17 protein-coding genes and 1 tRNA gene are annotated in these 18,270 nt (G+C 70.8%); 6 read left to right on the forward strand and 12 right to left on the reverse strand.

The window, feature by feature from the left end; translation table 11 throughout:
- Nucleotides 1-22: 22 nt before the first annotated feature.
- The 6 genes from tmk to H7A73_RS14640 all read right to left on the reverse strand — a co-directional run bounded on the left by tmk (nucleotide 23) and on the right by H7A73_RS14640 (nucleotide 6,336).
- On the reverse strand, nucleotides 23-658 hold the full coding sequence (gene tmk, locus H7A73_RS14615; RefSeq protein ID WP_182066634.1) for a dTMP kinase: 636 nt from the start codon (nucleotides 656-658) through the stop codon (nucleotides 23-25).
- Nucleotides 655-3,480: a type I DNA topoisomerase gene (gene topA, locus H7A73_RS14620; RefSeq protein ID WP_182066635.1), complete on the reverse strand. Its 2,826-nt coding sequence runs from the start codon at nucleotides 3,478-3,480 to the stop codon at nucleotides 655-657. Before topA ends, tmk begins: the two co-directional genes overlap by 4 nt.
- 456 nt (nucleotides 3,481-3,936) lie before the next feature.
- On the reverse strand, nucleotides 3,937-4,242 hold the full coding sequence (locus H7A73_RS14625; RefSeq protein WP_182066636.1) for a TadE family type IV pilus minor pilin: 306 nt from the start codon (nucleotides 4,240-4,242) through the stop codon (nucleotides 3,937-3,939).
- A gap of 10 nt (nucleotides 4,243-4,252) precedes the next feature.
- Nucleotides 4,253-4,492, reverse strand: coding sequence for a DUF4244 domain-containing protein (locus H7A73_RS14630; RefSeq protein ID WP_182066637.1), 240 nt, complete (start codon nucleotides 4,490-4,492; stop codon nucleotides 4,253-4,255).
- Between the two features lie 84 nt (nucleotides 4,493-4,576).
- Complete coding sequence (locus tag H7A73_RS14635; RefSeq protein WP_182066638.1) at nucleotides 4,577-5,410, reverse strand: type II secretion system F family protein; 834 nt, start codon at nucleotides 5,408-5,410, stop codon at nucleotides 4,577-4,579.
- The gene (locus H7A73_RS14640; RefSeq protein WP_182066647.1) at nucleotides 5,407-6,336 is read right to left on the reverse strand and encodes a CpaF family protein; all 930 of its coding nucleotides are present in this window, start codon (nucleotides 6,334-6,336) and stop codon (nucleotides 5,407-5,409) included. Before H7A73_RS14640 ends, H7A73_RS14635 begins: the two co-directional genes overlap by 4 nt.
- A gap of 894 nt (nucleotides 6,337-7,230) precedes the next feature.
- On the opposite strand from H7A73_RS14640, the gene acs reads away from it, so the two are divergent.
- The gene (gene acs / locus H7A73_RS14645; RefSeq protein ID WP_182066639.1) at nucleotides 7,231-9,183 is read left to right on the forward strand and encodes an acetate--CoA ligase; all 1,953 of its coding nucleotides are present in this window, start codon (nucleotides 7,231-7,233) and stop codon (nucleotides 9,181-9,183) included.
- A gap of 78 nt (nucleotides 9,184-9,261) precedes the next feature.
- Here the strand turns inward: acs and H7A73_RS14650 are convergent, their stop codons facing one another.
- Complete coding sequence (locus H7A73_RS14650; RefSeq protein WP_182066640.1) at nucleotides 9,262-9,723, reverse strand: RidA family protein; 462 nt, start codon at nucleotides 9,721-9,723, stop codon at nucleotides 9,262-9,264.
- Entirely contained in the window at nucleotides 9,720-9,878 is a 159-nt protein-coding gene (locus H7A73_RS14655) for a DUF4177 domain-containing protein (protein ID WP_017888699.1), read from the reverse strand. The genes H7A73_RS14650 and H7A73_RS14655 overlap by 4 nt, the downstream gene beginning before the upstream one ends.
- Before the next feature lie 50 nt (nucleotides 9,879-9,928).
- Between H7A73_RS14655 and H7A73_RS14660 the strand changes: the two genes are divergently transcribed.
- The 5 genes from H7A73_RS14660 (at nucleotide 9,929) to H7A73_RS14680 (ending at nucleotide 15,409) form a co-directional block, all read left to right on the forward strand.
- Nucleotides 9,929-12,493, forward strand: a complete 2,565-nt coding sequence (locus H7A73_RS14660; protein ID WP_182066641.1) for a transglycosylase domain-containing protein — start codon at nucleotides 9,929-9,931, stop codon at nucleotides 12,491-12,493.
- Nucleotides 12,490-13,446: a metallophosphoesterase gene (locus tag H7A73_RS14665; protein WP_182066642.1), complete on the forward strand. Its 957-nt coding sequence runs from the start codon at nucleotides 12,490-12,492 to the stop codon at nucleotides 13,444-13,446. The genes H7A73_RS14660 and H7A73_RS14665 overlap by 4 nt, the downstream gene beginning before the upstream one ends.
- Before the next feature lie 93 nt (nucleotides 13,447-13,539).
- Nucleotides 13,540-13,613 (forward strand) — tRNA-Pro (locus H7A73_RS14670).
- 156 nt (nucleotides 13,614-13,769) lie between these two features.
- Nucleotides 13,770-14,795: a sensor histidine kinase gene (locus tag H7A73_RS14675; protein ID WP_182066643.1), complete on the forward strand. Its 1,026-nt coding sequence runs from the start codon at nucleotides 13,770-13,772 to the stop codon at nucleotides 14,793-14,795.
- On the forward strand, nucleotides 14,792-15,409 hold the full coding sequence (locus H7A73_RS14680) for a response regulator (protein WP_182066644.1): 618 nt from the start codon (nucleotides 14,792-14,794) through the stop codon (nucleotides 15,407-15,409). The genes H7A73_RS14675 and H7A73_RS14680 overlap by 4 nt, the downstream gene beginning before the upstream one ends.
- An 86-nt stretch (nucleotides 15,410-15,495) precedes the next feature.
- On the opposite strand, the gene H7A73_RS14685 is transcribed toward H7A73_RS14680, so the two are convergent.
- The 4 genes from H7A73_RS14685 to H7A73_RS14700 all read right to left on the reverse strand — a co-directional run.
- A complete protein-coding gene (locus tag H7A73_RS14685) occupies nucleotides 15,496-16,545 on the reverse strand; it encodes an LLM class flavin-dependent oxidoreductase (RefSeq protein ID WP_182066645.1) in 1,050 nt (349 codons plus the stop codon).
- A 129-nt stretch (nucleotides 16,546-16,674) separates the two neighbouring features.
- On the reverse strand, nucleotides 16,675-17,301 hold the full coding sequence (locus tag H7A73_RS14690; protein WP_182066646.1) for a thymidine kinase: 627 nt from the start codon (nucleotides 17,299-17,301) through the stop codon (nucleotides 16,675-16,677).
- Nucleotides 17,301-18,002, reverse strand: coding sequence for a response regulator transcription factor (locus tag H7A73_RS14695; protein WP_247737937.1), 702 nt, complete (start codon nucleotides 18,000-18,002; stop codon nucleotides 17,301-17,303). Before H7A73_RS14695 ends, H7A73_RS14690 begins: the two co-directional genes overlap by 1 nt.
- The coding region (locus tag H7A73_RS14700) for a hypothetical protein (RefSeq protein WP_220456627.1) at nucleotides 17,989-18,270 on the reverse strand (282 nt) is incomplete at its 5' end. The genes H7A73_RS14700 and H7A73_RS14695, both read right to left, overlap by 14 nt.

An 18,270-nucleotide genomic window follows, 5' to 3' on the forward strand; every position in this document is an offset into this window, starting at 1 on the left:
ACCATCCTGTCAGTGACCACCGTCATGCCCGGTCGATCCCGACGAGCGGGGCGACCGCTCGACGGACCACGTCCTGCACGGTGTCGGTCGGGGCCGAGGCGTCGACCACCAGGAAGCGCGCCGGCTCGGCCTCGGCCATCGCGAGGAAGGCCTGACGCACGGACTCGTGGAACGCCGCGGCCTCGGACTCGAGACGGTCGAAGGTGTCACCCCGTGCCGCGGCCACCCGGGCGCGGCCGACGGTGACGTCGAGGTCGAGCAGGATCGTGAGGTCCGGTGCCAGACCGTCCGCTGCCCACTCCGAGACGGAGCGGACCTGCTCGGCGCCGAGCCCGCGCGCGACGCCCTGGTAGGCGACGGACGAGTCGATGTAGCGGTCCTGCAGGACGACCTCGCCGCGTGCGATCGCCGGACGGACGACAGTCTCGACGTGCTGGGCACGGTCGGCCGCGTACAGCAACGCCTCGGCACGGGGCGCGACGTGGCCCCGCTCGTGCAGGACCATCTGCCGGATCTGGACACCGAGGTCGGTGCCGCCGGGCTCGCGGGTGCGGACCACGGTCCGACCGTGCGCACCGAGCCACGCCGAGAGCAGCTCCGCCTGGGTCGTCTTGCCCGCGCCGTCGCCGCCCTCGAGCGTGATGAAGCGACCGGTCACTTCTTCTTGGCCGCCGTCCGACGAGCCGGGGTCTTCTTCTTGACCGGCCCCTTGGCCCGCTTGTCGGCGATGAGCTGGACCGCGCGGGCGTGGTCGACGGCCTCGACGTCCTCGCCCTTCGGGATGGTCGCGTTCGTCTCGCCGTCGGTGACGTACGGGCCGAACCGGCCGTCCTTCATCTTGATCGGCTTGCCGGACACCGGGTCGGCGTCGAACTCCTTGAGCGCGGCGCTCGCGGTGCGGTTGCCGCCGTACTTCGGCTGCGCGAACAGCTCGAGTGCACCGGGCAGGTCGATGTCGAAGATCGCGTCCTCACCGGGCAGGGTCCGGGTGTCGGTCCCCTTCTTCAGGTACGGACCGTACCGGCCGTTCTGTGCCGTGATGTCGTTGCCCGTCTCCGGGTCCTGGCCCACGACGCGCGGAAGGTCGAGGAGCTTCAGCGCGGTCTCGAGGTCGACGGTCTGCGGGTCCATCGACTTGAAGAGCGAAGCGGTGCGTTCCTTCGGCGCCGCGGCCTTCTTCGTCGTCTTCTTCGCAGGCGCCTTCTTGGCGGGGGCCTTCTTCGCGGTCGCGGTCGCCGTCTCGCTCGTCGCGGTCGCAGCAGCTGATCCAGCCGCCGGGGCCTCTGCCGCTGCGGGCGCCTCGACGACCTCGCCGGTCTTCGGGTCCACGGTGGGTTCGGGCTCCGGGGTGCGCTCCGTGACGTAGGGGCCGAAGCGGCCGTCCTTCGCCAGGACCTCCTTGCCGGTCTCCGGGTTGATCCCGACGACGCGGTCGCCGATCACCGGGGCATCGACGAGTTCCTTCGCCTTCTCGACGGTCAGCTCGTCGGGAGCGAGGTCCTCGGGCACGTTCACGCGCCGCGGCTTCTCGGGGTCGTCGCTCGGCACCTCGATGTAGGGGCCGTACCGACCGATCCGGAGCGTGAGGCCCGGAGCGAGCTCGACCGAGTTGATCTCGCGGGCGTCGATCTCACCGAGGTTGTCGATGACGGTCCGCAGGCCGCGCTGGTCATCGTCGCCGCCACCGAAGTAGAAGCCCTTGAGCCAGTCCACCCGGTCGGCATCGCCGCGGGCGATGCGGTCGAGGTCTTCTTCCATCTCGGCGGTGAAGTCGTACTCCACGAGCTCGCCGAAGTACTCCTCGAGCAGGCGCACCACGCTGAACGCGATCCAGTTCGGCACCAGCTGCGTGCCGCGGAGCGAGACGTAGCCGCGGTCGATGATCGTCGGGCTGATCGTGGGGTAGGTCGACGGGCGCCCGATCCCCAGCTCTTCGAGCGTCTTGATGAGGCTCGCCTCGGTGAAGCGCGGCGGCGGGGTGGTGTCGTGCCCCTTCGCCTCGACGTCGGTGACCGTGAGGTGCTCGCCCTGGGCCACGTTCGGCAGGGCGACGTCCTGACCGGCACGCTCGGAGGACTCGTGGCGGTCCTCGTCACGGCCTTCTTCGTAGGCGCTGAGGAAGCCACGGAAGGTGATGACGGTGCCGGAGGCGGTGAACTCGGCGTCCGTGCCGTTCGCGGTCGCGGCGATGCCCTCGACCGACTCGGTGGAGGAGATGCCGAGCACGATCGACGCGGTCGAACCCTTGGCGTCCGCCATCTGGGACGCGATGGTGCGCTTCCAGATGAGGTCGTAGAGGCGCCACTCGACACCGGTCAGGGTGCCCTGCAGGTCCTGCGGGGTGCGGAAGGAGTCGCCGGCGGGACGGATCGCCTCGTGCGCCTCTTGCGCGTTCTTGCTCTTGCTCGCGTACAGGCGGGGCTTGTCGGGCACGGTGGCCGAGCCGTACAGGTCCGCTGCCTGCTTGCGGGCCGCGTCGATGGCCTGCTTCGAGAGCGAGACCGAGTCGGTACGGATGTAGGTGATGTATCCGTTCTCGTACAGGGTCTGCGCAGCACGAGCGGTCTGTCGCGGGGACAGACGGAGCTTGCGCGCGGCCTCCTGCTGGAGCGTCGACGTGGTGAACGGCGCGGCCGGGCGCCGCGTGTACGGCTTCGAGTCGACGCTGCGGACGGTGGCGTCGCCGGCGCGCTCGAGGACCGTCGTCAACGACGCGGCAGCGGCCTCGTCGAGCCGGACGACGTCACCACTGAGCGTGCCGCGGTCGTCGAAGTCACGGCCGGAGGCGACGCGGGTGCCCTGGACCCGGGCGAGTCGCGCGGAGAAGGAGGACTCGCCGGCCTTCTCGAACCGGGCGGAGAGGTCCCAGTAGTTGGCGGACACGAAGGCCAGGCGCTCGCGCTCACGGTCGACGACGAGGCGGGTGGCGGCGGACTGCACACGGCCGGCGGACAGACCGGGCGCGACCTTGCGCCACAGGACCGGGGAGACCTCGTACCCGTACAGACGGTCGAGGATGCGGCGGGTCTCCTGCGCGTCGACGAGCGCGGTGTCGAGCTCACGGGTGGCCTCCTGCGCGCGCTGGATCGCCTCCTTCGTGATCTCGTGGAAGACCATCCGCTTGACGGGGACCTTCGGCTTCAGGACCTGCAGCAGGTGCCACGCGATCGCTTCACCCTCGCGGTCTTCATCTGTTGCGAGGTAGAGCTCGTCGGCGTCCTTGAGGGCGCGCTTCAGCTCGGAGACGGTCTTCTTCTTGGCGTCGGACACGACGTAGTACGGCTCGAAGCCGTTGTCGACGTCCACCGAGAACTTGCCGAGGGAGCCCTTCTTGAGCTCGGCCGGCAGGTTCTTCGGCTCGACGAGGTCGCGGATGTGTCCGACCGAGGCCTGGACTTCGTATCCGTCACCGAGGTATTGCGCGATCGTCTTCGCCTTCGCAGGGCTCTCGACGATCACGAGCTTCTTCGTGCCTGGCACGTGTCTCCTTGATCGATGGTGCTGATCGGCCCTGTCCACGAGCGTGTCCGGGTCGACCGGGACATCGGTGACCGCGGGCCGACAGGCACACCATACACATAGTGTTCGGGCGGGTCGCCTGCCGGACCGGCCACCGCGACTGCGTCGACGACGAACGGACCCGTGCCCACGACCACGCGGACCCGGGCCGTGCCGGCGACGAGTTCGCAGGCGTCGAGGGCGGCTCCGTTCGCCGTGGCGATCCGGGTGGCGACCGCGCAGGGCTCGCCCGGTACCAGCCCGGTGGCGGCAGCGGCGGTTCCCACGGCGGCAGCGTCGGCGGCCCCCTGGGCGCGGAGGGCCTGTGTCCGGTGACCGGCTGCGGCGAGCGCCGACGACCCGACGAGGACACCCACGCCGAGGACCGCCACGAGCACGACAGTCGCCGAGCCGCGCTGGCCGACGGGACTCGTCACGTCAGCCCCCTCGGGCCAGGGCGCACCCCGTCGCGGTCAGCGGGAGCGCCGCGAAGGGACCGGTCCCGCCGCGCGCGGCGTCGACGCACACCAGGTCATCGTCCGACCGGACGACGATCGAGACCCCCGGCACGATCCGGTCGGCCGCGGACCGGCCCTGGCGCTCGTCGTCCCGACCGACCGCCCGGGCCGCGGTGGCTGCGGCGAGTTGCAGACGGCCCTGCGCGTCGACGACGAGGACGGCCGCGACGAGGGCGGTCAACACGAGCGCCACCACGGGGAGGGCCACCGCGAACTCGACGGTCACCGAGCCGCGCTCACAGCGAGAGCGCGCCACGGACGAGGTCGGTGAGGATGGTCTGGACCTCGCCGGAGCGCATGACGGCGACGAGCACCCCGGCGAAGGCCACGGCGGCGAGGATGACGACCGCGTACTCGGCGGTGGCCGATCCCCGGTCGTCCCGCAGCCGGGACGACCACCGGGCGACGGGGGGATGCGGGCGACGGCGGCGGACGGCCCGGCGGGTGCGGCGGTCGGGGGATGACGTGGTGCTCATGGAGCCCTTCCTTTCTGTTGGGTGGGACCAGCGTGTCCGGGCTGGGGTGTCGACGAAGCGGCCTCGGCGCCATCTGTGGAGAGGTCACGCCGCCCCGCCCACCGTGGAGGAGAGGACCCCGACCACCACGGGCACCACCCCGACGAGCACGAACGCCGGCAGGACGCAGACCCCGAGCGGCAGCACCAGTCGGACGGCCAGTCGTTCCGCCGTCACGAGCCCCTCGGCAGCGGCTTCGTCGCGCACGTCCTCGGCGGCGCGGCGGAGCAACCCCGCGGCGGGCACCCCCGCCCGACGGGCGAGGTCGAGGACCTCTCGCAGCCGGTCCAGGTCTCCGGCGGGCGGGGCGGCTCCCGCGGACGCCTGGGCGACTGCCTGCCCGGCGGCGGTCCACGACCCGCCTCCGGCGACCGCCACGGCCCAGGCGTCGAGGAGCGCCCCGGGGACGCGGCCGTCGGGGGTCGCGGAACGGACCAGCCGGGTGGTCCACCGTCGCCCGGCCAGGACGAGGGCCGCCGCGGTGCACGAGCACGCCCAACCGGCCGGTGAACCCACCAGGACCTCGACGGCACCGGCACCCCAGGCCGCACCGAGCCCCAACCCGAAGAGCGGCAGCGCGAGCACGACCCGCGCGCTCGTCCGCGGGCCCGCCAGCGCGACCCGGATCGCCCGGTCCGATGCCGCGGTGCGTCGGAGCGCGCCGGCGAGCCCGCGGAGGGTCTCCGCGACGGGCGCTCCCGTCCGGTCCGCCACGCGGAGGACGACGACGATGTCCTGGTGGGCGGGTCCCGCGGCCCCGGGCAGCCCGCCGACGAGCCGCCAGGCCCGTGGCGGCGGGACCCCGGCTGCGACCAGCGTCGCCACCCGGTCGAGCACCCCGGCCACCCGCGCCGGGCCGTCGGGTGTGGGTCGTCTCACCGCAGCCCGTCCACCGGGCGCACCTCGAGCCTCCCGTCCGGGCCGACGCGCAAGGTGCCCACGCCACCGAGCCGCCGCTGTCCCGCTCGTCGCTCCACGTGCAGGACCAGGTCGAAGGCGCTGACGGCCTGCCGGGCGAGCGCCTCGGCACCGAGGCCGGCGAGCGCGCCGAGCGCCTCGAGGCGAGCGGCCACGTCGGCGATGCCGTTGGCGTGCACGGTGCCGGCTCCCCCGTCGTGCCCGGTGTTCAGGGCAGAGAGGAGTTCGCGGACCTCGGCGCCGCGGCACTCCCCCACGACGATCCGGTCGGGGCGCATCCGCAGCGCCTCACGTACCAGACGGTCGAGGCCGAGTGCGCCGACCCCCTCGGCGTTCGCCTGCCGCGCCTCGAGCGCAACGACGTGCGGATGGGCGATCCGGAGCTCGGCGACGTCCTCCACCGTCACGATCCGCTCGTCGACGGGGACGGCGCCGAGCATCGCCGCGAGCAGCGTGGTCTTGCCGCTGCCGGTCGCACCGGTGACCAGGACGTTCCGGCGCGCGGCGACGGCGTCCTCGACGACCGAACGCGGCACGAACGCGAAGGTCCCGCCGCGTTCGAGGGTGGCGAGGGTGGGTCGCTGGACCTGCGGGAGTCGGATCGACACCGCGGTGCCCCCGACGGACACCGGAGCGAGGACGACGTGGACCCGGACGCCGTCGCCGTGCCGGACGTCCGCGCACGGTGTGGTCTCGTCGACGTGGCGCCCGCCGAGCGCGACGAGCCGGGTCGCGAGTTCGCGGGCACGTGCTTCGGTCAGTCGCGGCTGGACGGCTTCGAGTCCGGTCCCGCGGTCGACCCAGGTCCCGACGCCACCGAGCACCAGGACGTCCGTCACGGTGGCATCAGCCACCAGGGTGGCGAGCTCCTCGAACTCGACGACCACGGCCGCCCGGCGACGAGCGGGAGGCGCTGCGCCGGGCAGGAACGGGGCCGACGGAGCATGTGCCCGCGCCGAGGTCGAGAACGCAGGCGATGCCGACGCGGGTGGCGACGAGACGTGCGATGGCGACGAGGCGGACAGCGACGGCGACGGCGAAGGGGACGCCGTCGCACGCGGAAGAAGCGGAGCACGGTGCAGGGGCATGACGCCGACGGTAGGGAGCAGATCAACCTCCAGCCGAGACGGTCCCCACTTCTGTGGACAGCGTCCGGCTCGCCCGACCAACGGGCCGGTTTGTCCCCCGAAACGCAAAGCCGTACCCCGGTCGATGATGCGACACCGACGCGCTCGGGGTTGCCCACCACCCCCGCTTCCCACCGCTGGACTGTGCGGAGCACCCACTCCACAACAACATGCAGAACGCATGCACGAGCATGGACCGGTCTGTTCACGCGACCGGCGTCCCTGCGCGGATCGGGGCACACGGCGAAGCCCGACGAGCCACCATCGCTCGAGTCGGACCCCGGGAAACAGAAGAGGCGGCACCGGTTGGGGGGAACAGGTGCCGCCTTGACATCGAGGGATTGGGGGGAATCCGATTCGATGCCGCCGGAAACGAGTCCAGCGAGAACTACTGTACCCCACGATCGGCCGTCCAGGGCAACCCCGGACACGACCTCCGGGCGTGCCGCGCCTCGACCCGGCCGAGGGGTAGTCTCCGGATGCACGCACGCACCCGCCACGGATGCACGCACGCACCCGCCACGGATGCACGCACGCACCCGCCACGGATGCACGCACGCACCCGCCACGGATGCACGCACGCACCCGCCACGGATGCACGCACGCATCCACGACGGATGCCACCAGAGGCCGCAACGACGCGAAAGGACATCGATGTCCACTCCGACCCAGACCGACCCCCGAGGCGACGACGGAGCGACCTTCGCTCCGCCGCCCGAGTTCGTGGCAGACGCGGTCGCCGGTGAGGACCTGCACCACGCGGCAGCAGCAGACCGCGAGGCGTTCTGGGCCGAGCAGTCCCGCTCCCTGCTCGACTGGCGCAACCCGTTCACGCAGACCCTGGACTGGTCGGACGCCCCGTTCGCGAAGTGGTTCGCCGACGGCACGCTCAACGTCGCCGAGAACTGCCTCGACCGGCACGTCCGCGCGGGCAACGGCGACCGGGTGGCGATCCACTTCGAGGGCGCGCCGGGCGACACGCGCCGGATCACCTACGCGGAGCTGACCGCCGAGGTCCAGCGCGCCGCGAACATGCTCACCGACCTCGGCGTGGGCCGGGGCGACCGGGTGGTCGTGTACCTGCCGCTCATCCCCGAGGCCGTCGTCACGATGCTCGCCGTCGCCCGCATCGGCGCCGTGCACTCGGTCGTCTTCGGCGGGTTCAGCGCCGAGAGCCTCCGTGCCCGGATCGAGGACGCCGGCGCGAAGCTCGTCGTCACGGCGGACGGCGGCTGGCGCCGTGGCGCGGTGTCAGCGCTCAAGCCGGCGGTCGACGAGGCACTCGAGGGCGAGGGCACCGACAGCGTCGAGCACGTCCTGGTCGTCAAGCGCGGCGGCAACGAGATCGCCTGGAACGACCGCGACCTGTGGTGGCACGACGAGGTCGCGAAGGCGGCCCCGGAACACACGCCCGAAGCCTTCCCCGCCGAGACCCCACTGTTCATCCTGTACACCTCGGGCACGACCGGGAAGCCGAAGGGCATCGTGCACACCTCCGGCGGGTACCTGACGCAGGCCGCCTACACGCACAAGAACGTGTTCGACATGCACCCGGAGAAGGACGTCTACTGGTGCACCGCCGACATCGGCTGGATCACCGGGCACTCGTACGTCGTCTACGGCCCGCTCGCGAACGGCGTGACGCAGGTGCTCTACGAGGGCACGCCCGACGAGCCGAAGCCCGGCCGCTGGTGGGACCTCGTCGACGCCTACGGCGTCACCGTCCTCTACACGGCACCCACGGCGGTCCGCGCGGCGATGAAGGCCGGCCGCGAGATCCCGGAGGCGCGCAGCCTCGAGACCCTCCGCCTGCTCGGCAGCGTCGGCGAACCGATCAACCCCGAGGCGTGGCAGTGGTACCGCCAGGTCATCGGCCACGACCGCACGCCCATCGTCGACACGTGGTGGCAGACCGAGACCGGCGCGATCATGATCTCCGCGCTGCCCGGCGTCACGAAGCTGAAGCCCGGTGCCGCGCAGACGCCGCTGCCGGGCATCGTCGCCGAGATCGTCGACGACGACGGCAACCGCGCCGACCCGGGCGAGAGCGGCTACCTCACGATCACCGAGCCGTGGCCGTCGATGGCGCGCGGGATCTGGAACGACCCGGACCGTTTCGTCGAGACCTACTGGTCGCGGTTCCCCGGCCGCTACTTCGCCGGCGACGGTGCGCGGCTCGACGGACAGGGCGACATCTGGATCCAGGGCCGCGTCGACGACGTCATGAACGTGTCGGGCCACCGCCTGTCGACGGCCGAGATCGAGTCCGCCCTGGTCGGCCACGAGGGCGTCGCCGAGGCCGCCGTCGTCGGAGCCGCCGACGAGACCACCGGCCAGGCGGTCGTCGCGTACGTCATCCTGACCGCCGAGGCCGCCGCCGACGTCGACCGCGAATCGGCGTCGACCGAACTCCGCAACTGGGTGGGCAAGCGCATCGGTGCGATCGCGAAGCCCCGCCAGGTGGTCATCGTCCCCGAACTGCCGAAGACGCGCTCCGGCAAGATCATGCGGCGCCTGCTGCGCGACGCGGCCGAGGGCCGCCGCATCGGCGACACGACGACGCTGGCCGACCCCACGATCATGGCGACCATCGCGGAACTCATGTAGTCCCGGAAACGGAAGCAGGGCCTCCAGTCAGATCCGGACTGGAGGCCCTGCTCACGTTCGTTCCGTCGGTCGCCGCCGTCAGGCCGTGAGCTCCACCACCAGCTCGACCTCCACAGGAGCATCCAGCGGTAGGACCGCCACGCCCACCGCGCTGCGCGCGTGGACGCCGGCGTCACCGAAGACCTCGCCGACCAGGGTCGACGCGCCGTTCGCGACACCGGGCTGGCCCGTGAAGGACGGCTCCGACGCGACGAACACGGTGACCTTGACGACCCGGGCGACGCGGTCGAGCGAGCCGGCGACCGACTCGACCGCCGCCAGCGCGTTGAGCGCGGCCACGCGGGCCTGCGCGGTGGCGGTGTCGGCGTCGACCGACGCTCCGACCTTGCCGGTGACGGGCAGTGCGCCGTCGACGAACGGCAGCTGACCGGCCGTGTAGACGTACTGACCGGTGACGACCGCGGGGACGTAGGCGGCGACGGGTGCGGCGACCGGCGGGAGCGTCAGCCCCAGCTCGGCGAGGCGGTCCGCGACGCTCATGCGTCGGCCTTCGGGCGCTTGAGGTACGCGACGAGCCCACCCTCGGGGCCGGTGACGATCTGGACCAACTCCCAGCCCTCGTCCCCGTAGTTGTTGAGGATCGCGGTGGTGTTGTGGATCATCAGGGGCGTGGTGAAGTACTCCCAGCGAGTCATGCGGTTCCTTGCCAGCCTTTCAGTCATGGGTGTCGTTTAGGCTGCATCCTATGTCTGCCCAGAAGACGTCTGCCTCGCGGACCAAGCCCGTCTCAGCAGTCGGCGCCTTCATCGGATTCGTCGGGTTCAGTGCCCTCGCCGGCCTGCTCGTCACGATCGGGGTCACCCCGGCCATCGCGGTCGCCGGTGTCACGACGACGTCGACGATCGGTGTGTTCGAGTCGCTGCCGGAGTACATCGAGATCGGTGACCTGCCGCAGCGCAACGAGCTGTACGCGTACTCGGGCGGCAAGTCCGTGCACTTCGCGACGGTCTACGACCAGAACCGCGAAGAGCTGAAGTTCGACCAGATCAGCGACCAGCTGAAGAACGCGGCGATCGACGGCGAGGACAAGCGCTTCTACGACCACGGCGGGGTCGACATGACCTCGCTCATCCGTGCCGGTGTGGGCAGCATCGCGGGCGGCCTCGGCGAGTCCGGCGGTGGGTCGACGCTGACCATGCAGCTCGTCCGCAACATCAAGATGCAGCAAGCCCTCGAGCTCCCCACCAAGAAGGAGCAGGTCAAGGCCTACAACGAGGCCGTCGAGCAGACCATCCCCCGCAAGCTCGAGGAGATGAAGCTCGCGATCGGGTTGGCGAAGAAGTACTCCAAGAAGGAGATCCTCACCGCCTACCTGAACATCGCCTACTTCGGCGACCAGACCTACGGCGTGCAGGCCGCGGCGCAGCACTACTACAACAAGAGCGCGACCGACCTGACCCCGGCCGAAGCCGCGTCGCTCATCGCGATCGTGCAGTACCCCGAGGCGCGCAACCTGTCGAGCCCGAAGAAGTACGACGCCAACGTCGCCCGTCGCAACGTCGTGCTCCGTTCGATGTACGACCAGAAGAACCTCACCGAGGCCGAGTACCGCACGGCCCGCCAGTCGAAGCCGGCGGACTACGTGCACCTGACGCAGCCGTCGCAGGGCTGCCGCGCCTCGGTCGGCGACGGCTCGCAGTTCTTCTGCGACTACGCGGTCAAGATCGTCAAGGAGATGTCGCAGCTCGGGTCGTCGCAGAAGGCACGTGACACCGCGTGGCGGAACGGCGGCTACAAGATCCAGACGTCGCTGAACATCGACTTGAACGCCGAGCAGAAGCGCCTCGTCAACACCTACGACAACAAGGCCGAGACGAACCTCGCCCTCGGCGCCACGCTCAACTCCATCGAGGCCGGTTCGGGACGCATCATCACGATGGCGCAGAACAAGGACTACGACCAGTCCCTCAAGTCCGCGCCGACTTCGACGAGCATCAACTACAGCGTCGACTACAAGTACGGCAACTCCGGCGGTTTCCAGACGGGATCGACGTACAAGCTCTTCACCCTGCTCGCGTGGCTGCAGGCCGGACACGGTCTCAACGAGGTCGTCAGCGGTGCGCCGCGGAACATGTCGACCGGCTGGACCGCGTGCGGACAGCCCGTCTACGCGGGCGACTACAACCCCAAGAACGACAGCCCGGGTGAGAGCGGCAACTACACCGTTGCAGCAGCGACCGCCGGATCGATCAACCTGGCGTTCCTCAACATGGCGCAGAAGCTCGACCTCTGTGACATCCGCGACACCGCCGAATCACTCGGTGTGCACCGCGCGGACGGCGGCGAGCTGCAGTACAACCCGTCGGCGGTCCTCGGGACGAACGACATCGCACCCATGACGATGGCCGCCGCGTACGCAGCCGTGTCCAACAACGGCATCTACTGCAAGCCGATCGCCATCGACGAGATCACCTCGCCGTCCGGCAAGAAGCTCGGCGGCCAGACGAAGGACTGCAAGCAGGCGATCGACCCCGAGGTCGCGCACGCAGCCGTCTACGCAATGAAGGGCACGATCACGAGCGGTACTGCGCGTGGAGCCCAGACCCCGGACGGCACGCAGCTCTTCGCGAAGACCGGCACGACGGACACCGCGAACCAGATCTGGCTCGTGGGCGCGAGTTCGCGCGTCGCGACTGCCTACTGGCAGGGCAACACGGACGGCAAGCTGAACAACCTCCGTCACTACAGCAACGGGGTGAACGGCACGTACGCCGGTGTCCGTGCGGATGTCTGGAAGCAGGCGATGACCCCGATCAACGCGACCTACCCGGCGGGCCCGTTCACCGACCCGAACAGCTCGGCGCTCCGCGGCAACGCCAAGGCCCTGCCGAACCTGCAGGGCAAGACGGCGGACGAAGCACGTGCGACCGTCTCGGGAGCCGGCTTCACCTACGTCGACGGCGGTGCACGCCCCGGTCCTGGCGACCCGGGGTCGGTCCTGTCGACCTCGCCGGCAGCGGGCGCGCTCCTGTCCTCGGGTTCGAGCGTCACCGTCTACACCTCCGACGGTACCCAGGCGACCGTCCCGGAGATCGGCGGCGACTCCCTCGGGGACGCCCGCTCGGCCCTGAACGACGCCGGGTTCACGAACGTCAACCTCGCCGACAGCTACGCCAAGGGCGGCGGCGGCAAGACCTGCAAGGTCGCCGCGGTCGAGCCGGCGATCAACGCCACGGCGAACAAGAACGACAACGTGACGATCCAGCTCTACGGCGACAAGAACGGCAAGGCGCCCAAGGACTGCAAGTGACCCGCGGTCGCACCGCACTCGGTGTCCTCGCTGCCGGCGCGGCCGTCGGGGCTGCTTCGGCAGCGTGGGGCTCGCTCGTCGAGCGTCGTCGCTTCGGGATCCGGTGGGAGACCGTCCCGGTGCTCCCGCCGGGCTCCCGTGACGTCACCGTCCTGCACCTCTCCGACATCCACATGGCCCCGTGGCAGGCCGACAAGCAGCAGTGGTTGCGCGACCTGAGCCTGGTCGAACCGGACTTCATCGTGAACACCGGGGACAACCTCGGCCACGCGACCGCGAACGCTGCCGTGGAGTACGCGCTCGAGCCGTTCCGCGGGGTGCCCGGTGTCTTCGCCTACGGGTCGAACGACTTCTTCGGGCCCTCCCCGCGCAACCCGCTGAAGTACTTCTCCGGGCCGAGCCGGATGCACAAGGCTGCGGAGCCCGTCGGTCTGGACATCGATCGGCAGACGGCGTTCTTCGAGTCGCTCGGCTGGCTCGACCTGAACGACCAGGCGCACGCGATCGAACTCCGCGGCTCCCGGTTCGAGCTGTTCGGCACCTCGGATGCGCACCGCGATTGGGACCGCCTCGACCTGCTCCCCACCAACGTCGACGAGATGCGCAGCGACGTGCCGTGGTCCGAGGACGAGGACGGCCCCGCTCCCGTCGCGATCGGTGTCACGCACGCGCCCTACCGTCGCGTGCTCGATGCGTTCGTGACGCAGGGTGCCGACATCATCTTCGCCGGGCACACCCACGGCGGTCAGGTGGCGCTTCCGGGGGTCGGCGCGCTCGTCACGAACAGCGACCTCCCCCGCCGGTACGCGAGCGGGTTGCACAAGTGGGAGCACCGCAACCACTGGTCGTGGCTCGAGGTCTCGGCGGGCCTCGGCACCTCGATCTACGCGCCCGTCCGGTTCGCCTGCCGACCCGAGGCCGTCGTGGTCACCCTCACCGCACGGGCTTCCTGAGCCGACGCGCCCGGGAGTTCGCCGGATGGTCGTGAGCATCCCCGATCATCGGATAGTATTGTCTGGTTGCTCCGGTACGGAGCGATCACACCGCGGGGTGTGGCGCAGCTTGGTAGCGCGCCTCGTTCGGGACGAGGAGGTCGCAGGTTCAAATCCTGTCACCCCGACACTGTGTTGAGACAGTACGAAGAAGGCCCTGGTTCTCCGGAACCGGGGCCTTCTGCTTTCCACGGGTGTATCTCGGTCGTCGATGGGTCGCACGACCCAGTCAGCCGGTTCCTGCCCAATCGCGAGCAGGCGCTCCCGCTACGCTCGCAAGCGCCATGCAGAACGACAATCCCCTCGCCGCCGTGCTCGCGGCGATCGCCGCCGAGTTCCCCGACATCGCGGACGACCCGGCGCTGGGGCAGAGCCTGACCGACAACGTCTCGTCGATGATCGCCGAGGCCCACGAGCGCTACACCGCGCGGACCGACGGCAGCGTCGTGAGCCACGCGTTCCTCGACCCCGAGCACCTCGCGACCGGCAGTCTGCACGCCGAGCACGCACAGCACCCTGCCGGTGCCATGCTCGCGGCGGAGATGCTGTTCGACGCCTACCTGCCGGTCTTCGTCGACGAGGTCGGTGCGACGTCGACCGCCGAGGTCCTGCGGGCCACCAGGGCCCTGCACGCCGGCATCTGGAGCCGGTTCCCGGCCGGGGCGGTCGCGTACACGGAGGCACTGCGCCAACGCCTCACCACGGCGCACCTGGACTCCCGGACGCAGATCGCGCGGGATCTGCACGACCGCGTCGCCCACGGCATCCTCGCCGGGTTGCAGCGCCTCGACCTCGTCCTGCTGACGGACCCGTCGGCGGACGAACGAGCCGACCAGCTCGACGACGCAGCGCGGTTGCTCCGGAGCGCACTCGGCGACGTGCAGGACCTCGCAGTGAGCCTGCACGCCCGGGTCGGGGATGCACTGCTCGACGACGCGCTCCGACGGCACGTGCGCGACCTGTTCCCCGACGATGATCTCCTGTCCATCGAGTCGACCGGTGTCTCCGGTTCCCTGCCGAACTGGCAGGCCGAGGAAGCGCTGACGATCCTGCTCGAGGCGCTCACCAACCGCGGCAAGCACGCCCCCGGTTCGACGACGTCGGTGCGCTTCGTCTGGTCACCCGCGACGTTGCTCGTGACGGTCGCCGATGACGGGCCGGGCTTCGACGTGCAGGGCGACACCGACGGCCACCTCGGGCAGCAGACCATGCGCGAACGTGCCGCGGTGATCGGCGCGCGACTCGACGTCGAGAGCGCACCCGGTTCCGGCACCACCGTCCGCCTGACGATCCCGAGGGGCACGCTGTGACCATCACGCACGTCGCCATCGTCGACGACCACCGGCTCTTCCGCGAAGGACTCGCCACGATCCTGGCCGCGGTCCCCACGATCCGCGTCGTGGCGCACGGTGCACGACCGTCGGAGGTGCTCGACTCCCCCGAAGCCCCCGCGATCGACGTCCTGCTGCTCGACGTCGAGCTGGACGGCCCGCCGGCACGGACGACGATCGCCACGGTCCGCCGCACCCGCCCGGACATCCGGGTGGTGGTGCTCACGATGCACCGGGACGCGGTCCTCCGCCGCACGCTGCTGGACGCCGGCGCGGTCGACTTCGTCACGAAGGACACGCCGAGCCGCGAACTCGTCGACCGGATCGCCCGCGCAGCCCACGCCGATGCGGCACCCGTCACGTTCCCCGTCGACCTGGTGACCGAGGCCCGAGCGGGCTCACCGTTGAGCGACCGCGAGCTCGAGGTCCTCCGGCTCCTCGCGGCCGCGCGCACCAACGCCGAGATCGCGGCGGACCTGCAGCTCGCGATCGGCACGGTCAAGCGACACGTCTACAACGTGTTCCGCAAGCTCGACGTCGGTTCGCGGGTCGGGGCGGTCGCCGCAGCGACGCGCCTGGGCCTGCTCGCCTGAGGCCCACCCCACTTCGTGAGCAGGAATGGTCGGGTGCCCGCGGGCGACCCGACCATTTCTGCTCACCAAGCGAACGAAGGAAAGAACTAGACCGACGCCGCCGCACCCGCACCCGCGGGCACGAGCTTGCCGGCGGTGTGCAGCCCGGCCACGACGTCGAGCGCCTGGTGCCGGTACCGCGCCTGTGCAGCACCGGGCGACACGATCACGCCGTTCGCCCCGGTCGACGCCACGAGTGCGTTGATCTTCTCCGCGACCTGCTCGGCGTTCCCGTAGGCCTGACGCTCGGTGCGGGCGGCGATGAACCGGCGCTCGAGGTCGTTGAACTCGTACACACGCGCCTCGTCCATCGAGACCGGTTCGGGCTTCCGGCCGGAGCGCATCCGGATGAAGGAGATCATGCCCGGGGCGCTCTGCTCGTCGATGACGGCGGGGTCCTCGTCGGTGACGACCTGCACGCCGATCAGCGCGTTCGGCGTCTGCCGGAAGCGCGACGGTCGGAACGAGTCGCGGTACAGAGCGAGCGCGGCCTCGGTGTTGTCCGACGCGAAGTGGTGGGCGAAGGCGAACGAGACACCGAGCGCGCCGGCGACCTGGGCGCTGTAGCCGGAGGAGCCGAGCAGCCAGAACTCGGGCACGTCGCCGTAGCCCGGCACTGCTCGGATGCCGGACAGCGGGTTCGACTCGTCCATGCCGGTGAAGAACCCGATCAGGTCGGACAGCCGCTCCGGGAAGTCGTCGACGTCGAGTCGGTCCGTGCGGCGCAGCGCCATCGCGGTCGCACCGTCGGTCCCCGGCGCACGACCGAGCCCGAGGTCGACGCGGTCACCGTACAGCGCACGGAGCGTGCCGAACTGCTCGGCGACGACGAGGGGGGCGTGGTTCGGCAGCATGACGCCACCCGATCCGATGCGGATGGTCGAGGTGGCCGCACCCACGGCGCTCAGCAGCACCGCCGGGGCCGAGGACGTGATGCCCGGCATCCCGTGGTGCTCGGCGACCCAGAACCGCTCGTACCCGAGCTGTTCGGCGTGCACGGCCATGTCGATGGACCCCTGCAGGGCCTCGGTGTTGGACTGGCCGTACTCGCGGGTGGCCAGGTCGAGGACGGACAGGTGCAGGGTGTCGTCGGTCATGTGGGCACCAACGCGCCCCGGCGCACGTGCATTCCTGTGCACCAGACGGACTGGAGGCCCGTGGCGGCGCCGCCACGGGCCTCCAGTCCGTCTGGTGGGTGCGTACCGGACGCGCGCCGGCACGAGCGGTCAGGCGCCGTCGAGGCGGCCGCCGGACTCCGTCAGGTAGCAGTTGGCGCAGAGCGACTCGTAGGCGACGTCGACGCCGTCGATCGCGACCTGGGAACCGTCGAAGACGAACCGGCCGTCGACCGTGCGGGCGTTGAAGACCGCCTTGCGGCCGCAGCGGCAGATGGTCTTGAGTTCCTCGAGTGCGTGCGCGACCTCGAGCAGGCGGGCGCTGCCGGGGAACGCCTCGGTACGGAAGTCCGTGCGGATGCCGTACGTGATGACCGGGATCTCGTCGAGCACCGCGATGCGCAGCAGGTCGTCGACCTGACGCGGGGTGAGGAACTGCGCCTCGTCGACGAGCACGCAGCTGACGGGCCGCACCATGCCGTCCAGGCGGTCCGACTCGGGGTCCAGGGCACCGGCGGCGGTGACGGCCTGCCGCACGTCGGCGTCCGGCGAGAACACGATGTCGACGGTCCGGGTCACGCCCAGGCGGGAGACGATCTCACGATCGCCCTTGGTGTCGACCGCGGGCTTGGCGAGCAGTACCCGGTGCCCGCGCTCCTCGTAGTTGTAGGCGGCCTGCAGGAGCCCCGTGCTCTTGCCGCTGTTCATCGCGCCGTAGCGGAAGTAGAGCTTCGCCACTACGCGAGGAACCCGTCCTCGGCAGCCCGACGGATGAGGTCGGACTTCTTCGAGGCGGGGCGGCCCACCTTGCTGTACTTCTCGCGCACGCGACGCAGGTAGGTCTTGGCGGTCTCGTACTGCACGTTCATCTGCGCGGCGACCTCGTTGGTGGAGTAGCCGGAGACGTACAGGCGGAGGGCCTCTTCTTCGCCGGCGCTGAGCTTGGGTCGCTGGTGGGCCTGGGCGCCCGTCGGCAACGGTCGCCACTCGCGGGGCTGCGGGGTCTCGCGGGCGACGCCCATGATCTCGCGTGCGACGTCCATGACCTCGCGCATCGGGAGCGACTTCGACAGGAACGCGGCGGCACCTGCGGCGAGGGCGCGGTCGCGGGACTCACGGCTGTCGACGCTCGAGAGCACGATCACCTTCGCCCCGGCGGCGCGGCAGGTACGGACGCGGGCCTCGATGGAGACCGGTTCCTTGAGCTGGAAGTCCAGGAACACCAGGTCGGTCGGGAAGCTGTCGCTGTGGACCATCTCGAGCCAGGTGTGCGCGGTCAGGGCCAGGTCGAAGTCGAACGCGTTCACCGCGATCCAGCTCGACAGGCTGTCCAGCAGCACCTCGTGGTCGTCGAGGATGGCCAGCCGCACACGTCGTGCTCCCGGGTTCGGGAGGGACGGCGACCCCTCCGAGAGCCTGTTCGGGTCAGTGCTGGTCATAGGAGAACCTTAGTGCGAGGGCGGAGGGGCGGACCGCGACGTCGAGGTCGGGGAACGTCACGCGGAGGACGGCGAAGTAGGGGTCGAAGGTGCGGTGGATGCCGATGTCGGAGTCCGCCACAGCGAGCTCCAGCTCGACGGACACCCGAGCGGGTGCGGGCGACTGCGCGGGCCGGGCGGCCGGGGCTGCCCGGGCCGCCTGGGACGCCGCGGCCGCCACGGTGTCCGCTCGGCGCACCCTCGCGCGGAAGCCGGCCGGGTCGACGGT

The organism is Curtobacterium sp. ME12 (assembly GCF_903970855.1).
Lineage (GTDB): Bacteria > Actinomycetota > Actinomycetes > Actinomycetales > Microbacteriaceae > Curtobacterium > Curtobacterium poinsettiae_A.